This window comes from Streptomyces sp. DH12 (assembly GCF_020873895.1).
Taxonomy (GTDB): domain Bacteria; phylum Actinomycetota; class Actinomycetes; order Streptomycetales; family Streptomycetaceae; genus Streptomyces.
On sequence record NZ_JAHWGT010000021.1, the window covers coordinates 18,282 to 36,210 of the forward strand.

Consider the following 17,929-nt stretch of genomic DNA (forward strand, 5'->3'; position numbering starts at 1 on the left):
CGCGCGGCGCCACGAACTCATCGGTGCGTCACGCGGCGCCCGCACCGGGGACCGGCCGCGAGGCGGCGCGGCGGCCGTCAGGCGCCGGGGAACTCGCCGGTGTCGAGGACCAGGTCGAAGGGGGCGGGGAGCCGCAGCTCCTCGCCGTACTTGACGGTGTCGAGCACGCGGTACATGCCGTTCCTCGGCTCTCCGTACAGGGTCGCGGTGGGACGGCCCGAGTGCCAGGTGTCGAGCAGCAGGTAGAGGGGCACGCCCGCCGTGGCGTAGCCGTGGAGCTTCTCGACACGGTCGTGGTTCGCGTTCGATCTCGACGTGATCTCGACGATCAGTTCGGCGACGGCGAGTGGGATGCAGTGACCGTGCTCCTTCAGGGCCGCTCGTGGCGCCACGAGCAGGTCGGGAATGAACATCCCGTGCCGGGAGGGGACGGCCACGGTCTGCGTCTGGTAGATGCCCCAGTCCTCTGGGATCACCCCGTACAGGCGGCGTTGGACCAGGTCGGCAGTGTCGTTGTGACTGTTGGCAGGCCCAGGTGTCACGGTGACGACCCCTTCGATGATCTCCACCTTGCAACCCTCGGGCGCGTCCGTCGCCTCCCAGATACGGACGAGCTCGTCCCAGCCGTCGCCACGCGAGGGCTCCGGCTCGATGCCGAGTGCGCTCATGGCGGTCTCCTCATTTCGGTACGTCACCGATCCCAGCATGCCGAACGGGACCGACGGAGGTCCATCGGTCCCGTTCAGCCGTACGAGCGACGGTCAGGCGATGCGCTCCAGGACGACCGGGGCCGGCTCGTACGACGTGCCCGCCGGGGCGACGTCGTAGGCGCCGTCCAGGGACTTCAGGGCGTAGTCGAACTTCTCCGGTGTGTCCGTGTGCAGGGTCATCAGCGGCTGGCCGGCGGTGACCGTGTCGCCCGGCTTGGCGTGCAGTTCGACGCCCGCGCCGGCCTGCACCGGGTCCTCCTTGCGGGCGCGGCCCGCGCCGAGGCGCCAGGCGGCGACGCCGACGCCGTACGCGTCGAGGCGGGTGAGGACGCCGGACGAGGGGGCCGTGACGACGTGCTGCTCGCGGGCGACCGGGAGGGCGGCGTCCGGGTCGCCGCCCTGCGCGGCGATCATGCGGCGCCACACGTCCATGGCGGAGCCGTCGGCGAGGGCCTTGGCCGGGTCGGCGTCCTTGATGCCGGCCGCGTCGAGCATCTCCCGGGCGAGCGCGACGGTGAGCTCCACGACGTCGGCGGGGCCGCCGCCGGCGAGGACCTCGACGGACTCGCGGACCTCCAGGGCGTTGCCCGCGGTCAGGCCCAGCGGGGTCGACATGTCGGTGAGGAGGGCGACGGTCCTCACGCCGTGGTCGGTGCCCAGGCCCACCATGGTGGAGGCCAGCTCGCGGGCGTCCTCGATGGTCTTCATGAAGGCGCCGGAGCCGACCTTCACGTCGAGGACCAGCGAGCCGGTGCCCTCGGCGATCTTCTTCGACATGATCGAGGAGGCGATCAGCGGGATCGCCTCGACGGTGCCGGTGACGTCGCGCAGCGCGTACAGCTTCTTGTCGGCGGGGGCCAGGCCGTCGCCGGCGGCGCAGATCACGGCGCCGGTGGTGTCGAGGACGTGCAGCATCTCCTCGTTGGAGAGCAGCGCCCGCCAGCCGGGGACGGACTCCAGCTTGTCGAGGGTGCCGCCGGTGTGGCCGAGGCCGCGGCCCGACAGCTGCGGCACGGCGGCGCCGCACGCGGCGACGAGCGGGGCGAGGGGCAGGGTGATCTTGTCGCCGACGCCGCCCGTGGAGTGCTTGTCCGCGGTGGGGCGGGAGAGGGAGGAGAAGTCCATCCGCTCGCCCGAGGCGATCATCGCCGCGGTCCAGCGGGCGATCTCCGAGCGGTTCATGCCGTTGAGCAGGATCGCCATCGCGAGGGCGGACATCTGCTCGTCGGCGACCTCCCCGCGCGTGTACGCGTCGATGACCCAGTCGATCTGCTCGGGGGTCAGCTCGCCGCGGTCCCGCTTCGTGCGGATGACGGAAATCGCGTCCATGGGCTCAGTGTTCCTTCCAGCGGGGCGAAAAGCGTGTCTACGCGCATAGAGATGGTAAGCGGCGCGGCCCTCCCGCCCCCAGGGGTCGGAAGGGCCGCGCGCGGTCAGGTGAGGTGCTGCGGGCCGAACGCCTGCGGCAGCATCTCGTCCAGCGTGCGGATCCCGTCCGGGGTGTCCACGAGCAGCTCGCCGCCGCCGAACTCGAACAGGAGCTGCCGGCAGCGCCCGCAGGGCACGAGCGTCTCGCCGCGGCCGTCCACGCACGCGAAGTGCGTGAGCCGGCCGCCGCCCGTGACCTGGAGCTGGGAGACGAGCCCGCACTCGGCGCACAGGCCGATGCCGTACGAGGCGTTCTCGACGTTGCAGCCGGTGACCGTACGGCCGTCGTCGACCACGGCCGCCGCCCCGACCGGGTAGCCCGAGTAGGGCGCGTACGCGCGGGACATGGCGTCCCGGGCGGTGGCGCGCAGGGCGTCCCAGTCGAAGGGCGGCCGGCCGTCCGTGGTCACTTGCCCTGGCCCTTCTTGTACGGCATGCCGTTCGCCTTGGGCATCCTCAACCGCTGCGCCGACAACGCGAGCACCAGCAGGGTGGTGACGTAGGGCGCCGCGTCGACGAACTGGCTGGGCAGCTCGTCGGTGTTGAAGTACCAGACGAACAGGACCGCGGAGAAGAAGGCGGAGACCACCGCGGCCGTGTACTTCTTCTTGTACAGCGTCCAGGCGAGCGCGAACACCAGCAGGATCGCCAGGAGGAGCAGCATGGCGTGGACGTTCTCGGCGCCGCCGCGCAGCTTGAGGCTGTCGGTGAAGCCGAAGAGGCCGGCGCCGAGGGCGAGGCCGCCGGGCATCCAGTTGCCGAAGATCATCGCGGCGAGGCCGATGTAGCCGCGGCCGCCGGTCTGGCCCTCCTGGTAGATGCCGGTGGAGACGATCGCGAGGAAGGCGCCGCCGAGGCCGGCGAGGGCGCCGGAGACGAGGACGGCGATGTACTTGTACTTGTAGACGTTCACGCCGAGGGACTCGGCCGCGACCGGGTTCTCACCGCAGGAGCGCAGCCGCAGACCGAAGCCCGTGCGCCACAGGACCCACCAGGTGCCGGGGACGAGGAGCAGCGCGAGGACGGTGAGCACCGACAGGTTCGTGACCAGGCCGCCGAGCAGGCCGGCCAGGTCCGAGACGAAGAACCAGTGCTTCTCCTGGAGGTCGGCGAGCCAGTCCGACAGTCCGGGGACGGTGATGCGGTCGATGGCCTCGACGCGCGGGGACTGCTTGGAGGAGCCGCCCGCCGCCTCGGCGAAGGTGAAGTTCGACAGGTAGCGGGTGGCGCCGGTGGCCAGGATGGTGATCGCCACACCGGAGACGATGTGGTTGACGTTGAAGGTGACCGTCATGATCGCGTGGATGAGGCCGCCCAGCGCGCCGCCGATGATGCCGACGGCGACACCGGTCCACGGGCCCCACTGGTAGCCGGCCCAGGCGCCGAACCAGGTGCCGAGGATCATCATGCCCTCGAGGCCGATGTTGACCACGCCGGCCCGCTCGGCCCACAGGCCGCCCAGTCCGGCGAGGCCGATCGGCACGGCGAGCTGGAGGGCGCCCGACACCTGGCCCACGGAGGTCAGGTCGTCGGCGCCGCTGACCGCGCGGACCAGCGAGAACAGGAGCAGACCGCCCGCGACGAACAGCAGGATGACCGGCAGGGTCAGCTTGCGGCGTCCCCTGCCCTTGGCCGGAGCGGTGGCGCCCGCGGCGGTCACCGTGCTCGTGGATTCGATCTCGCTCATGCCGCCACGTCCTCCTTGTTCTTGCGGGCCTGGGCGGCAAGTTCCTCGCCGACCTTCTGCTGCTGCCGGCGGAGCCCGTACTGCCGGACGACCTCGTACGACACGACCACCGAGATCACGATGAGGCCCTGCATGATCGTGGCGATCTCCTTTTCGAAGTCCGCGTCGATCACCGAACCGGACGCCTTCTCCAGGAAGGAGATGAGCAGGGCGGCGAAGAAGATGCCGATGGGGCTGTTGCGCCCGAGCAGGGCGACGGTGATGCCCACGAAGCCGACGCCGGCCGGGAAGCTGAGGCTGTAGGTGTGGGTCTGGCCGAGCAGCAGCGGCAGGCCCGTCAGACCGGCGACGCCGCCGGAGAGCAGCATCGCGGTGAGGACCATCTTCTTGGCGTCGACGCCGCTCGCCTGCGCGGCGGTCGAGCTGGCGCCCGTGGCGCGCAGGTCGAAGCCGAAGCGGGTGCGGTTGAGGACGAACCAGTAGACGACGCCGAGGGCGAAGGCGACGAAGGTGAAGCCGTAGATGTTGCCGCCCTCGACGGCGAGGCCGCTCATCCAGCCGGACTCCGGGATGACACCGGTGGTGAGGTCGTTGGAGCCGGGGGGCTGCACGCCCAGGTTCGCCGGCAGGATCATCCAGGCGATCAGGCTGGTGGCGATGGCGTTCAGCATGATCGTGGAGACGACCTCGCTGACGCCGCGGGTGGTCTTCAGGAAGCCGGCGATGCCGGCCCAGAAGGCGCCGACGAGCACGGCGACGAGCACGATCAGCAGCAGGTGCAGCGGCCCGGGCAGCTCGACGGAGGCGCCGACGACGGCGGCGAGCATCGCCGCGAGGCGGTACTGGCCGTCGACGCCGATGTTGAACAGGTTCATCCGGAAGCCGATGGCGACGGCCAGGGCTGCCAGGTAGTACGTGCCGGTCTGGTTGATGATCAGGACCTGGACGTCGGGGAACTCCGCGGTCTCCATCATCAGCACGTACGGCTGGATCGGGTCGCGCCCCGAGGCCAGCAGGACGATCGAGGTCAGGACGAAGGCCACGGCCAGGGCGAGCGCCGGGCCCGCCAGACCCAGCAGCACCTTGTCCTTGTCGAACTTCTTCATCGGCCCTCACCGTCCGCGTCGTGGTTGTGCTCGAGGTGACCGGTGGCGGCGCCCGTCATGGCAGAGCCCAGCTCCTCGGGGGTGATCGTGGCGGGGTCGGCGTCCGCGACCAGGCGGCCGCGGTACATGACCCGCAGGGTGTCGGAGAGCCCGATCAGCTCGTCCAGGTCGGCGGAGATCAGCAGGACCGCGAGGCCCTCCCGCCGCGCCTCCCGGATCTGGTCCCAGATCTGCGCCTGCGCGCCGACGTCCACGCCACGGGTGGGGTGGGCGGCGATCAGGAGCTTGGGCCGGTGGCTCATCTCGCGGCCGACGATCAGCTTCTGCTGGTTGCCGCCGGACAGGGAGGCCGCGGTGACCTCGATGCCGGGGGTGCGCACGTCGTACTCGCGCACGATCCGCTCGGTGTCCTGGCGGGCGGCCTTCAGGTCGAGGACGCCGCGCTTGCTGTTGGGCGCCTCGGTGACGTGGCCGAGGATGCGGTTCTCCCACAGCGGGGACTCCAGCAGGAGGCCGTGGCGGTGGCGGTCCTCGGGGATGTAGCCGATGCCGCCCTCGCGGCGCTTGCGCGTCGGGGCGTGGGAGATGTCGGTGCCGTCGAGGGTGATGACGCCGCTGTCGGGGTCGCGCATGCCCATGAGGGCTTCGATCAGCTCGGTCTGGCCGTTGCCCTCCACGCCGGCGATGCCCATGACCTCGCCCTGGTGGATGGTGAAGCCGATCCCGCCGAGGACCTCGCGGACGACGCCGTCGGGGTCGGTCTGGGACAGCCGCAGGTCCTCGACCGTGAGCATCGGGACGTCGGTGACGGTGGACTCGCGGGTCTCCGGGGAGGGCAGCTCGGCCCCCACCATCAGCTCGGCGAGCTGCTTGGTGGTCGTCGTGCGCGGGTCGGCGGTGCCCACGGTGGTACCGCGCCGGATGACGGTGATGTCGTCGGCGACGGACAGCACCTCGCCCAGCTTGTGGGAGATGAAGATGACGGTGAGGCCCTCGGCCTTGAGCTCCCGCAGGTTGTCGAAGAGCGCCTCGACCTCCTGCGGCACGAGCACGGCCGTCGGCTCGTCCAGGATGAGGGTGCGGGCGCCGCGGTAGAGGACCTTGAGGATCTCCACGCGCTGGCGGTCGGCGACACCGAGGTGCTCGACGAGCACGTCCGGGCGGATGTTCAGCCCGTACGCGCCGGAGATCTCCTTGATCTTGTCGCGGGCCTTGGCGCCGATGCCGTACAGCTTCTCGGCGCCGAGGACGACGTTCTCCAGGACGGTGAGGTTGTCCGCCAGCATGAAGTGCTGGTGGACCATGCCGATGCCGGTCGCGATGGCGTCGGCGGGGCTGGCGAAGGCGACGTCGCGGCCGTCGATGGTGATCGTGCCCTCGTCCGGCTTCTGCATGCCGTAGAGGATCTTCATGAGGGTCGACTTGCCGGCGCCGTTCTCACCGCAGAGGGCGTGGACCGTGCCCTTGCGGACGGTGAGGTGGATGTCGTGGTTGGCGACGACACCGGGGAAGCGCTTGGTGATGCCGCGCAGTTCGACGGCGGGGGGGCTGGACGCGTTGATGACGCACTCTCCTTGGCGAGAAAGGAGCGAAGAAGCGGAGGACGGGCGGGCACGGTGGGGGCTCGGTGTGGCCGAAGTTATCGCGCCGGAGAGGGTTCTACGCGCGTAGCGATCCCTGATGCCAGAAACCCATGGCCAGGGCGTGACCTGGGGTCCGGACGACGGTGGGGCGCACCGCCGTCCGGACCCCTGGGTCGGGCCCCGGCCCCGTGGCTGCGGGTTACGGAGTGGTGTTGACCTTGATCTTGCCGGCGGTGATGTCGGCCTTGGCCTTGTCCACCGCGGTGATGACGTCGGTCATCTTGGTGAAGGCCGGGTTGGAGCGGGCCAGGCCCACGCCGTCCTTGTCCAGGCCGTAGCGGATCTCACCGCTCTGCGGGTCGCCGTCCTTGACCGACTTGATCAGGTTGTAGACCGCACCGGAGACGTCCTTGGTCACCGAGGTGAGGATGCTCTCCTTGTACGCGGCGAGGCCGGACTGGTTGTACTGGTCCGAGTCGACGCCGATGGCCCACTTCTTCGCCTTCGCCGCGGCCTCGATGGAGCCCGAGCCGGCCAGGCCGGCGGCGGCGTAGACCACGTCGGCGCCCGCGTCGATCTGGCCCTGCGCGGCGGCCTTGCCGAGGTCGGGCTTGGAGAAGCCGCCGAAGTCCGGCGGCTGCGTCAGGTACTGGACCTTGACGTTGACGTTCTTGTTGGTGTCCTTGACGCCCTGGACGAAGCCCGCCTCGAACTTCTTGATGAGCGGGGTCTCGACGCCGCCGATGAAGCCGACGGTGTTGGACTTGGTCACCTTGGCGGCGGCGACGCCGGCCAGGTAGGAGCCCTGCTCCTCGTTGAAGACCAGGTTGGCGATGTTCTTGCCGGTCTTCGACGTGTCGTCGATCAGACCGAACGTGGTGTTCGGGAACTTCGGCGCGACCTCGGCGATGGCGGGCGCGTACGCGAAGCCGACGCCGATCACCGGGTTGTTGCCGGCGCGCGCGAGGGAGGTGAGGCGCTGGACCTTGTCGGGGTCGCCCTCGCCCTCGCTGGGCTCGGCCTCCGTGCCCTTGACGCCGAAGTCCTTCTCGGCCTTGGCGAGGCCGGCGTAGGCGGCGTCGTTGAACGACTGGTCGCCGCGACCGCCGATGTCGTACGCGATGGCGGCCTTGCCGCCCTTCGAGTCGGCACCGGCGTCCGACTTCTTGTCTCCGCCGCAGGCGGTGACGCTGAGCGCGAGCGCCGCCGACGCGATACCCGCGGTGGCGATCCTGGTGATCCGGCGCAAGGGGGGCTCCTTCGACCTGACCGAAGCGCCTCTTCCGGCGCTGGTTTCGCGGGCGATCGTAACGCGCGTAGATGTCTAATAAAGCCCTGTACGGAAGCCGTTATCGATTCGTCGCGTACCGACCGCCCGCGGGCCGCCTCCCGGCCGCCCGCACCGTGTAGAGGCTGCCTCAGCGTGGCAGCGCGTGCACGCGCGGTCCCCACGGAGCACCCGGGAGGGGACGCGGTGCGGCCGGATGGCGGAGGGGAGGCGGGCCGCGCGAGGCAGTATCACGGCGGTGGGGGTGGCTTTCCGGCCACGGGCCCGGCGGGTGGGTCAGGCGCCCGCGTCGATCAGGGCGGCGGCGGTGAACAGCTCCACGCCGACCTTGATGGCGGCCTCGTCCACGTCGAAGTCGCCGCGGTGCAGGTCGTGGCGGGCCGGGTCGCCGGGGCGGCGGACGCCGAGGCGGGCCATGGCGCCGGGGACGTGCTCCAGGTACCAGGAGAAGTCCTCGCCGCCGAGGGACTGCTCGGTGTCCTCGACGGAGTACGGGCCGCAGCGGCGCTCCATGGCCTCGCGCAGCAGCTCGGCGATGACCGGGTCGTTCACCACGGGCGGCACCCCGCGCACGTAGTTGATCTGGGACTTGGCGCCGTGCAGGGTCGCGACCTCGTCGATCGCCGCGTACACCTGGTCGGGGGCGCCGCGCCACGCCTCCAGGTCGAGGCAGCGGACCGTGCCGCCCAGCTCGGCGTGCTGGGGGATGACGTTGGGGGCGTGGCCGGCCTCGATGCGGCCCCAGGTGAGGACCAGGCCGGAGCGGGCGTCCACGCGGCGGGCGAGCAGGGCGGGGACGTCCGTCGCCACCCGGGCCACGGCGGTGACCAGGTCCGTCGTCAGGTGCGGGCGGGCGGTGTGGCCGCCGGGGCCGTCGAGGGTGACCTCCAGGCGGTCGCACGCCGAGGTGATGGGGCCGACGCGCAGGCCGATGCGGCCGGCGTCGACGCGCGGGTCGCAGTGGACCGCGATGATGCGGCCCACGCCGTCCAGGACGCCCGCCTCGACGGCCTCCACGGCGCCGCCGGGCAGGACCTCCTCGGCGGGTTGGAAGAGGAGGCGGACCGGGCGCGGCAGCAGGCCCTGCCGGTGCAGGTCGGCGAGGACCAGTCCGGCGCCCAGGACCGTGGTGGTGTGGACGTCGTGGCCGCAGGCGTGTGCGCGGTCGGGAACGGTGGAGCGGTAGGCGCAGTCCACCTTGGTGTCCGGGATGGGCAGGGCGTCGATGTCCGCGCGGATCGCGAGCATGGGGCGGTGCCCGTCCCACGTGCCGATGTCGCAGGTGAGCCCGGTGCCGCTCGGCAGGACCCGGGGGCGCAGGCCGGCGGCCTCCAGCCGGGCCTTGAGCGCCGCGGTGGTGCGAAACTCCTGGTTGCCCAGCTCCGGGTGCATGTGCAAATCCCGGCGGAAGGCGATCAGCTCGGTACGGAGTGACTCCGGCAGCGTACCGAGGAGGGGCGTTTCGCCGGGAACGTCGGCTTCGGGCTCGCGGGACATCAACTTGTTCACCCATCAAAGGGTAGGCGTCTTTACCCCTCAACTGACGTGTGATCTACAAAACTTCAGCCCGATAGGGGAAAGAAACCACGCTGACCGGGCTTGAGTCGGGTGTGAAGTGGGTAAGCTCACGCGTTTTGGGGGCCGTCTTCGGCTTTTCGGGTACCCTGACCCTCTGCCGTTAACACTCGTTCACGCTCCGATGAGCGTCCGCGGCGCCCGCCGTGACCGGCGCACCGCGGCCCGTGACGGCCGCGGGAAGCGCTCCCGGCCGCCGGGGGCGAGGCCCCCACCGTACGCCCGATCGAGCCCCGGCGCGCGGTCCGCGCCATCGGCACCGATGGCGCGGACCCGCCACGAGCCCGGCAGGATCCCCCGGGGCAGGCGGCTAGAGAGGCCGGCCCGGCTCCGCGGGGTCGACCGGCTCCACCGGCTCCTGCAGCTCCGTCACCCACTCCGCCGGGTCCTGCGACCACTCCAGGTACAGCTCGCGGCTGTACCCCGTCGAGCGGTAGCCGTTGGCGTCGATCCAGGTCGCCAGGGTCTGGACGGTGGGCAGCAGCTCCTCCATCGGCCCCCGGTGGACGACCGTCGCCGCCCGCTCCAGGCCGGGCAGGTCGACGATCCGGACCCCCGGCACGTCGGCGACCCCGGCGGGGACGGTCATCCCCGCGTGGACGACGATCGAGCCGTCGCCCGCCGGGGCGTCCTCGTAGTGGGCGACGCCCGGCCCGCAGGCGGTGACCCCGGCGGCCTCCAGCCGGGCGCACAGCTCCCCGTACAGGGGGGTGATGACGGGGCCGATCTCCGCCGGCCCGAACCCGGCGGCGATCCCGGTCAGCTCGGCGATCCGGACCGCCGGGACACTCTTGACGACGACGTCCTGCGTGGACATGCGTCCCTCGCTCTCGATGGCTCGGAGCCTCGCCCCGACCCGCGCCAGCCGCGCGGCCGCCTCGCTGACGGCCGACTCCAGCTCGGCCTGCCGCAGCCGCAGCATCCCGCGCAGCTCCTCGGGCCCGACCTCCTCGTCGAGGATCGACCGCACCTGGTCGAGGGTGAACCCGAGGTCCCTGAGCGCGATGACGCGGTTGAGCCGGGCGAGCTGCCCGGCCCCGTAGAAGCGGTAGCCGCTGTGCGGGTCGACACGGGCGGGGCGCAGCAGTCCGACGGCGTCGTAGTGGCGCAGCATCCGGACCGACACCCGGCCGTGCCTGGCGAAGTCTCCGATGGTGAACATGACGCCTCCCACGACACGGCCTCACACGGTGTGAGGGTCAAGCGCGCCGCGTCCACCGGCGCGGGCGCGGGGCGCCCGCGGGGCTGCGGGCCGGGTGCGGGCCGGGGCGGGCGGGAGTGCTCAGAACGCGTCCGTCGGGACGTACGTGCCCCACACCTCGCGCAGCGCGTTGCAGACCTCGCCGACCGTCGCCCGCGCCTTGAGGGCGTCCTTCATCGGGTACAGGACGTTGTCGCTGCCCTCCGCGGCCTTCTTCAGCTCCGCGAGCGCCGCGTCGACCGCCGCCTGGTCGCGCTCGGCGCGCAGCTTGGCGAGGCGCTCGGCCTGCTGGGCCTCGATGGCCGGGTCGACGCGCAGGGGCTCGTAGGGCTCCTCCGCGTCGAGGGTGTAGCGGTTGACGCCGACGACGACGCGCTCGCCGCTGTCGGTCTCCTGGGCGATGCGGTACGCGGAGCGCTCGATCTCGTTCTTCTGGAAGCCGCGCTCGATGGCGCTGACGGCGCCGCCGAGGTCCTCGACCTTCGTCATGAGCTCCAGCGCGGCGGCCTCGACGTCGTCCGTCATCTTCTCGATGACGTAGGACCCGGCGAACGGGTCGACGGTGGCGGTGACGTCCGTCTCGTACGCCAGGACCTGCTGGGTGCGCAGGGCCAGGCGGGCGCTCTTGTCGGTGGGGAGCGCGATGGCCTCGTCGAAGGAGTTGGTGTGCAGCGACTGGGTGCCGCCCAGGACCGCGGCGAGGCCCTGCACGGCGACGCGCACGAGGTTGACCTCGGGCTGCTGGGCGGTGAGCTGGACGCCCGCCGTCTGGGTGTGGAAGCGCAGCATCCACGACTTGGGGTTCTTCGCGCCGAACTCGTCCCGCATGACCCGCGCCCAGATGCGGCGGGCGGCGCGGAACTTCGCGACCTCCTCCAGGATCGTCGTGCGGGCGACGAAGAAGAAGGACAGGCGGGGCGCGAAGTCGTCGACGTCCATGCCGGCGGCGACGGCCGTGCGGACGTACTCGATGCCGTCGGCGAGGGTGAAGGCGATCTCCTGCGCGGGCGAGGCGCCGGCCTCCGCCATGTGGTAGCCGGAGATCGAAATGGTGTTCCACTTCGGGATCTCGGCCTTGCAGTACTTGAAGATGTCGGCGATCAGCCGGAGGGACGGCTTCGGCGGGAAGATGTACGTGCCGCGGGCGATGTACTCCTTCAGCACGTCGTTCTGGATGGTGCCGGTCAGCTTGTCGGCGCTGACGCCCTGCTCCTCGGCGACGAGTTGGTACAGCAGGAGCAGCAGCGCGGCGGGCGCGTTGATCGTCATCGACGTGGAGACCTTGTCCAGCGGGATCCCGCCGAACAGGACGCGCATGTCGTCGACGGAGTCGATCGCCACGCCGACCTTGCCGACCTCGCCGTGCGCGATGGGGGCGTCCGAGTCGTGGCCCATCTGCGTGGGCAGGTCGAAGGCGACGGACAGGCCCATGGTGCCGTTGGCGATGAGCTGCTTGTAGCGGGCGTTGGACTCGACGGCGGTGCCGAAGCCGGCGTACTGGCGCATGGTCCACGGGCGGCCCGTGTACATCGTCGGGTAGACGCCCCGCGTGAAGGGGTACGAGCCCGGCTCGCCCAGCTTCTCGCCGGGTTCCCAGCCGGACAGCGCGTCCGGCCCGTACACCGGCTCGATGGGCAGTCCCGACTCCGACTCGCGCGCCATGTGCTGTGCCTTCCGATAGACCTACTCGCAGGTATCGACCCTCGCGACGGACTGTAGCGGCGGGCGTGCGGCCGGTGGAGGGCCGCACGCTGGGACCTTGCTCACAGCATTCCCCGGGGACTTCGTCACAGCCTCGTCACACCACCCCGGTGGCGGGCAACCACCGCGGTGCGCCGGCGATCCCTAGGTACACGAGTAACCGGACCCGGGGGGCCACCATGAACGGACGTTCGACCGCCATACGCAGAGCACTGCTCGCCGCCGCCGCGGTGGCACTGGCCGCAGGCTGCACCGCCCAGGCGGCGGCACCGGGCGGGTCGGCGGGCGGGTCGCCGGCCCCCGCCGCGTCGGCGGCGGGCGCGGGGTCGGCGTCGCCGTCGTCGGGGGCGCCGGGGTCGTCGGCGGCGCCGTCCGGGCAGTCCTCCGCGGCGCCGTCGGTGTCCGGGAGTGGTGGGCCGTCCGCTTCCGCCTCTCCGGCCGTGCTGGCCAAGGGCACCGAGAACGAGCAGGTGCGCGAGGCGCAGGCGCGGCTGCGCCAGCTCGGCCACTTCCACCGCAGCCCGACCGCCTTCTACGGCGCGATGACCGCCGAGGCCGTCTCCGCCTTCCAGGGCAGGCGGGGCCTCCCGGCGACCGGTGACGTGGACGCGGCCACCTGGGCGGCGCTCGTCGCGGCGACGAGGCAGCCGACCGGGGACGAGCTGCGGCCGCCGACCACCAACGAGGTGGACACCCCCGACCAGCGCTGCACGACGGGCCGCGTGCTCTGCATCAGCAAGGAGAGCAGGACCCTCGCCTGGATGGTCGACGGGAAGGTCGTCTCGGCGATGGACGTCCGCTTCGGCGCGGTGAACACCCCGACCCGGGAGGGCACCTTCAAGGTGGACCGCAAGGAGCGGACGTGGAAGTCGACGCTCTACCACTCCGACATGCCGTACTCGATGTTCTTCAGCGGCGGCCAGGCCGTGCACTACTCCGCCGACTTCGCGGCGCGCGGCTACAACGGCGGCTCCCACGGCTGCGTCAACGTGCGGGACGAGGCACGACTCGCGCAGGTCTTCGCGCAGGTGCGGGTCGGGGACAAGGTCGTCGTCCACTGGTGAGCCGCGGGGCCGTCGGGCCGTCGGGCGGCGGTGGGCGGCCGGGGCGAGGGCCGGGATCCGGGCCCGGGATCCGGGCGGAGGAGAGAGGGCGCGGGCGGGACCGGGGGAACGTGTCCCGCCCGCGCCGTGTGCGCTGAGCCGTAGGTACGGGGGGAACCCCGGCTCGTCGCGCCGCCGATGACCAGTCGGCTCACTCATTACTGCGTCACCGGCTCGAAAAGTGTCACACCTTGGCCGTACCGCTGTGAAAGCGCAGGTCAGAGGGGTTGCTGAGGTGGGCGGGTCAGACGGTGACGCGCGCGGCGGAGGCCGGGGGAACGGTCCACGAGACCGCCGACGCGGAACCGCCCGCGCCGCCGGACGCCTTCCCGCCCGACGCCTTCCCCCCGGACGACCGGCCGACGGACGACTGGCCCGTGGCCGCTTTGCCGCCCGAAGCGGTGCCGCCCGACGCCTTCCCGCCCGCCGTCCTGCCGCCCGCGGAGCCCCCTCCGGACGCCGTACCGCCCGTCGTCGTACCGCCCGCCCCGCCGCCGCCCGCCCCACCGCTGCCGGTGCCGCCGCTGCCGGTGCCGCCGCTGCCGGTGGTGCCGGAGCCGTCGTCGCCGCCGGAGCCCGCGCCGGCGGTGCCGCCGGGGCCGCCGTCGGCCGTGCCGCCGGGCTCCCGGTCGGACAGGACCTGGTCGCAGAAGCGCTGGATCCCGCCGCTGACCTTCGCCGACGACTCCAGTTGCCGCCGCCGCTCCGTGTCGAGACGGCCGTCGCGGAAGTCGCGGCACGCCTGCGCGGTGCGGGCGGGCCAGGCACCGCCCGGGGCCCGCGTGTCGCCACCGGCCCAGTGCTCGTCGTCGGCGCGCCCGGGGTCGGCGCCATCGTTGTCAGCGGTCCCGTCGGAGCCGGCCGTCACGTCCGGGCGGCCGGTGGCGGAGGGATCGAGGGGCGTGGGGCCGCCCGGGTGCGGGGGCGTCACCGGGCGGGCCGAGCCGCGCGGGGTGACGGTCACGCCGTTCGGCGCGTCCGGCTGGAGGGGCGCGGACGCCGAGGCGGCCGGCACGGGGACGGCGTCCCCGCCGAAGTCGGGCAGGACACCCGTGCCCGCGGCGACGGCGACGCCGCCGACGGCCAGTCCGGCGACGGAGGCCGCGAGGCTCCAGCGGACGGGGCGGGTCCAGGCGCGCGCCCGCGTCCGCCCGGCGCGGCGGGGGGCGCCGCCGATGCGTACGGCGCCGAGGTCGCGGCCGGCGCCGGGCGTCCGGCCGTCGACGCGCGTCGACCAGGCCGCGCGGAACGCCGTGAGCGCCGCCTCCTCGCCGGGCAGCACACCCGCGGGGCCGGTACCGGTGCGCGCCGCGTCGGCGCGGGCCGACTCCAGTGCTTCCGCGAGGCGTTCGGCCTGCAACCGTGTGTAGTCGTCGTCGGCGTCGACCGGCTCGCCCCGCAGCAGTCGCTCCGCCGCCTCGTGGTCGAGCCACTCATACCGCTCGTCGGCCATCACATGTCCTTCTGCGTCCGCGAGCGCGAATGCGTCACAGCACGGCGCACGGCGGCGGCCCGCGCGCCGGTCTTGGTCCGGGGGCCCGGCTGGGGCGGTACGGCGCTGAGCGCGACGCCCGTCGGGTCGGCGGCGCCGAGCAGCTCGGCCAGCCGCTTCAGCCCGCGGTGGGCGGCGGTGCGGACCGCGCCGGGCCGCTTGCCCAGGGCCTCGGCGGCGCTCTTGGCGTCGAGCCCGACCACGACCCGGAGGATGACGGCCTCGGCCTGGTCCTGCGGGAGCTGGGCGATCAGGTCCATGGTGTGGCCGGTGGCGAGCGCCTCCATGGCCTCGACGGCCGTGTCGGCGTCGGCCGGCTTGTCGGTCAGCTCCGTCTCGTCGCCGCCCTGCGCGGGGCGGCGGCCGCGCATGCGCAGGTGGTCCAGGGCGCGGTTGCGGGCGATGCGCGCCGCCCAACCGCGGAAGCGGTCGGCGTCCCCGCTGAAACGGTCGAGGTCGCGGGCTATCTGGAGCCAGGACTCGGAGGCCACGTCCTCGGCGTCGACCTCGCCGACGAGCGTGCGTATGTACCCGAGCAGCCGCGGCTGCACGGCGCGGTACACAGTACGGAAGGCGTCCTCGTCCCCGTCCTGTGCCGCGAGCACTGCGGCGGTCAGCTCCGCGTCGTCCCCCAGCACTCCACAACCCGTTCGTCTCGCGGCCCGCGCACCGGGCCGCTCCGCCCGCCGCGCAGGAGCACGCTACGTGCTCCTGCCGTATCTCGTCCATGTTTGTACAACATGCAACGGCACCTGTCGGGGGGTGGTGTGACAGAAAACGCACCCCGGGCGCTGATAGGAGTACGGGGCCGTCCGACGGACCCGTGGATGGCGACCGGGGCCTCTCCTGTGGGGGGTGGCGGCCCCGGTCGTCCTCCGCCCCGACCGCTCCGAAGAGGTGGTACGCCGGGACGCGGGACGCCCGCGCGGCGTCGCCGTCGGACCGACGCCCCCTCGTGGCGCCGGAAGACCCGGCCCCGGGCGGTGCCGGCGCGGCGTGTGCCGCGCGCCTGCGGACCGCGGACCGGCAGGCCGAAACGCATCCACCTCCACCCCGGCGACAGCGCCCCGGAGCCCGGGAACCGCCGCCTCGCCAGGACCGCAGCCGTTACCGTGATGCCATGACCGCACTGCCCGACTGGATGCGCCCGCCGCGCGCGGAAGGCTGGTTCGCGGAGGACCTCGACCGCCTCCCCGAGGCGCCCCGCCACACCGAGCTGATCGACGGAGCACTCGTTTTCAGGATGGCGCCGCAGCGGTCCTGGCACGGCCGTCTCGTCACTGCTCTGACCACCACCCTCATGGCGCAGGTTCCGGCCGGCGTGGAGGTCGAACGCGAGATGACGATCCGCCTGGACGCCCGCAACCGCCCCGAGCCGGACCTGCTGCTGACGGACCTCCCCTACGACCCCGACCGCACCTGGTACGCCCCCGACAGCGTGTCACTCGTGATCGAGGTCGTCTCCCCGGAGTCCGCCCACCGCGACCGCACGGTCAAGCTCCGCAAGTACGCCGAGGCCGGCATCCCCCACTACTGGTGCGTCGAGGACGAGGACGGGGCGCCCGCCGTCCACGTCTACGAACTGGACGGACCGACCGGCCGCTACGCGCCCGCCGGCATCTTCCGCGGCTCCCTCCGGCGCCCGGTGCCCTTCGACATCGACGTCGACCTGGACAAGCTGATGCCGCCCCGGAGCGACTGAGGTCACTCGCGGCCCCGGTCGGGCTCCGGACCGGTCCGCGGGCCGGGCGCCCGACCCGGTCCGGGCTCCGTCCCCTCCCCCGCCCCCGCCCGCAGGCGGCCCGCCAGGCGTCTGAGGCCGCGGTGGGCGGCGGTGCGGACCGCGCCGGGGCGCTTGCCCAGTAATCGGGCGGCCGCCGCGGCGTCCAGGCCGACCACCACCCGTAACAGCACCGCCTCCGCCTGGTCGCGGGGCAGCTCGTGGAGGAGGGCCAGGGCCTCCCCCGTCGCGAGGGACTCCAGTGCGGCGAGGGCCGTGTCGCGTCCGTCGGGGAGGTCGAGGGCGTCCTCGTCGAGGGCGGCGGTACGCGGTCGGCGCCGCTGCCGGCGCAGGTGGTCCAGCGCCCGGTGGCGGGCGATCGTCGCGGCCCAGCCGCGGAAGCCGCCGCCGTCCCCGTGGAACCGGCCGAGGTCGCGGGCGATCTCCAGCCACGCCTCCGCGGTGACGTCCTCGGCCTCGTCCCCGACGAGCCCGCGCACGTACGTGAGGAGCTGCGGCTGGAGCAGCCGGTACACCCGGGCGAAGGCCGCCTCGTCGCCGTGCTGCGCCTGCCGTACCGCGGCGCCGAGTTCCGCATCGTGTCCCCCCATACCTCAGGCTGCGTGCGCCCGCGGCGAAGTGTCACAGCGGCGACGGGACGAGCGCCCTCGGGACGTGACCCGGATCACTGCTCGTCAAGTTTGACCAGTGGGGGGTGACGGGCATACCGTTCACGCCGTCAGAGTAGTCAAAGTTGATGAGCCGCTCGGCGAGAGCGCCTCAGCGAGGAGACCGCGTGACCTTCCTGCCCGACACCGGATACACCCCGACCCCCGAGGACCGCGCGAGCCTGGACGCCTGGTTCGCGGAGTACGACGCGCGCAGCGCCCGCCGTGACGTCGACGGCATGGCCGACCTGGCGGTCTTCCCGCTGAACCTGGTCAGCGACGACAGCGCCGGCGACGGCCGGTCCGCCCAGTGGGACCGGGACCGTTTCGTCGCCACGATGACGCACGTGATGGGGGACGGCGCCGACGACATCACGTTCGAGTCGACGCGCACCCCGGTCTTCCTGTCACCCGCCATGGCCGTCGTCTTCACCGACTCCACCATGACCACCGGCGACACCACCCGGCAGCTGCGCTACGCGGACATCCTCGTCCGCCGCCGGGGGCAGTGGGCGTTCCAGACCATGATCCAGGGCGGCTGGGGCGACAACCTCTGATCACCGGCCCGGCCCCGGACGCGTGACCACCGGCCCGGCCCCGGCCCCGGAGGCGCCCCGCGCACCGCCTCCGCGTCCGGGGCCGCCGCCCGTGCCGGAATACCCGCGCC

At 72.7% G+C, this 17,929-nt stretch carries 16 protein-coding genes; 3 read left to right on the plus strand and 13 right to left on the minus strand.

The genetic code is table 11. From position 1 onward, the window contains the following. Nucleotides 1–77: 77 nt before the first annotated feature. The 10 genes from LPA54_RS20290 to LPA54_RS20335 all read right to left on the minus strand — a co-directional run bounded on the left by LPA54_RS20290 (nucleotide 78) and on the right by LPA54_RS20335 (nucleotide 12,240). Nucleotides 78–668, minus strand: coding sequence for a Uma2 family endonuclease (locus tag LPA54_RS20290; protein ID WP_228979814.1), 591 nt, complete (start codon nucleotides 666–668; stop codon nucleotides 78–80). Between the two features lie 93 nt (nucleotides 669–761). Beyond that, nucleotides 762–2,039, minus strand: coding sequence for a thymidine phosphorylase (locus LPA54_RS20295; RefSeq protein WP_228979816.1), 1,278 nt, complete (start codon nucleotides 2,037–2,039; stop codon nucleotides 762–764). A gap of 104 nt (nucleotides 2,040–2,143) precedes the next feature. Continuing rightward, on the minus strand, nucleotides 2,144–2,548 hold the full coding sequence (locus tag LPA54_RS20300; RefSeq protein WP_308112878.1) for a cytidine deaminase: 405 nt from the start codon (nucleotides 2,546–2,548) through the stop codon (nucleotides 2,144–2,146). Further along, nucleotides 2,545–3,825, minus strand: a complete 1,281-nt coding sequence (locus tag LPA54_RS20305) for an ABC transporter permease (RefSeq protein ID WP_228979818.1) — start codon at nucleotides 3,823–3,825, stop codon at nucleotides 2,545–2,547. Before LPA54_RS20305 ends, LPA54_RS20300 begins: the two co-directional genes overlap by 4 nt. Then, on the minus strand, nucleotides 3,822–4,931 hold the full coding sequence (locus LPA54_RS20310; RefSeq protein ID WP_228979820.1) for an ABC transporter permease: 1,110 nt from the start codon (nucleotides 4,929–4,931) through the stop codon (nucleotides 3,822–3,824). Before LPA54_RS20310 ends, LPA54_RS20305 begins: the two co-directional genes overlap by 4 nt. Continuing rightward, on the minus strand, nucleotides 4,928–6,493 hold the full coding sequence (locus LPA54_RS20315; protein ID WP_228979994.1) for an ABC transporter ATP-binding protein: 1,566 nt from the start codon (nucleotides 6,491–6,493) through the stop codon (nucleotides 4,928–4,930). Before LPA54_RS20315 ends, LPA54_RS20310 begins: the two co-directional genes overlap by 4 nt. Nucleotides 6,494–6,713: 220 nt before the next feature. Then, on the minus strand, nucleotides 6,714–7,763 hold the full coding sequence (locus tag LPA54_RS20320) for a BMP family protein (RefSeq protein ID WP_228979822.1): 1,050 nt from the start codon (nucleotides 7,761–7,763) through the stop codon (nucleotides 6,714–6,716). A gap of 315 nt (nucleotides 7,764–8,078) precedes the next feature. Further along, nucleotides 8,079–9,299 carry a M20 family metallopeptidase gene (locus LPA54_RS20325; RefSeq protein ID WP_228979996.1) on the minus strand — a complete coding sequence of 407 codons (1,221 nt, stop codon included), beginning with the start codon at nucleotides 9,297–9,299 and terminating at the stop codon, nucleotides 8,079–8,081. Nucleotides 9,300–9,687: 388 nt separating this feature from the next. Then, the gene (locus LPA54_RS20330; RefSeq protein ID WP_228979824.1) at nucleotides 9,688–10,539 is read right to left on the minus strand and encodes a MerR family transcriptional regulator; all 852 of its coding nucleotides are present in this window, start codon (nucleotides 10,537–10,539) and stop codon (nucleotides 9,688–9,690) included. A 120-nt stretch (nucleotides 10,540–10,659) separates the two neighbouring features. Next, nucleotides 10,660–12,240, minus strand: coding sequence for a methylmalonyl-CoA mutase (locus LPA54_RS20335; protein ID WP_228979827.1), 1,581 nt, complete (start codon nucleotides 12,238–12,240; stop codon nucleotides 10,660–10,662). Between the two features lie 218 nt (nucleotides 12,241–12,458). Here LPA54_RS20335 and LPA54_RS20340 point away from each other — a divergent pair, with 218 nt between their 5' ends. Next, a complete protein-coding gene (locus LPA54_RS20340; protein WP_228979829.1) occupies nucleotides 12,459–13,343 on the plus strand; it encodes a L,D-transpeptidase family protein in 885 nt (294 codons plus the stop codon). A gap of 283 nt (nucleotides 13,344–13,626) precedes the next feature. Here the strand turns inward: LPA54_RS20340 and LPA54_RS42370 are convergent, their stop codons facing one another. Beyond that, on the minus strand, nucleotides 13,627–14,835 hold the full coding sequence (locus LPA54_RS42370) for a hypothetical protein (protein ID WP_267487388.1): 1,209 nt from the start codon (nucleotides 14,833–14,835) through the stop codon (nucleotides 13,627–13,629). Then, entirely contained in the window at nucleotides 14,835–15,512 is a 678-nt protein-coding gene (locus LPA54_RS20350) for an RNA polymerase sigma factor (protein ID WP_228979831.1), read from the minus strand. The genes LPA54_RS42370 and LPA54_RS20350 overlap by 1 nt, the downstream gene beginning before the upstream one ends. 482 nt (nucleotides 15,513–15,994) lie before the next feature. On the opposite strand from LPA54_RS20350, the gene LPA54_RS20355 reads away from it, so the two are divergent. Beyond that, a complete protein-coding gene (locus LPA54_RS20355; protein WP_228979833.1) occupies nucleotides 15,995–16,576 on the plus strand; it encodes a Uma2 family endonuclease in 582 nt (193 codons plus the stop codon). 2 nt (nucleotides 16,577–16,578) lie between these two features. Here LPA54_RS20355 and LPA54_RS20360 read toward each other — a convergent pair whose 3' ends face one another. Then, on the minus strand, nucleotides 16,579–17,205 hold the full coding sequence (locus tag LPA54_RS20360; protein WP_228979835.1) for an RNA polymerase sigma factor: 627 nt from the start codon (nucleotides 17,203–17,205) through the stop codon (nucleotides 16,579–16,581). 185 nt (nucleotides 17,206–17,390) lie between these two features. On the opposite strand from LPA54_RS20360, the gene LPA54_RS20365 reads away from it, so the two are divergent. Next, on the plus strand, nucleotides 17,391–17,819 hold the full coding sequence (locus tag LPA54_RS20365) for a nuclear transport factor 2 family protein (protein ID WP_228979837.1): 429 nt from the start codon (nucleotides 17,391–17,393) through the stop codon (nucleotides 17,817–17,819). The last annotated feature ends 110 nt before the right edge of the window (nucleotides 17,820–17,929 follow it).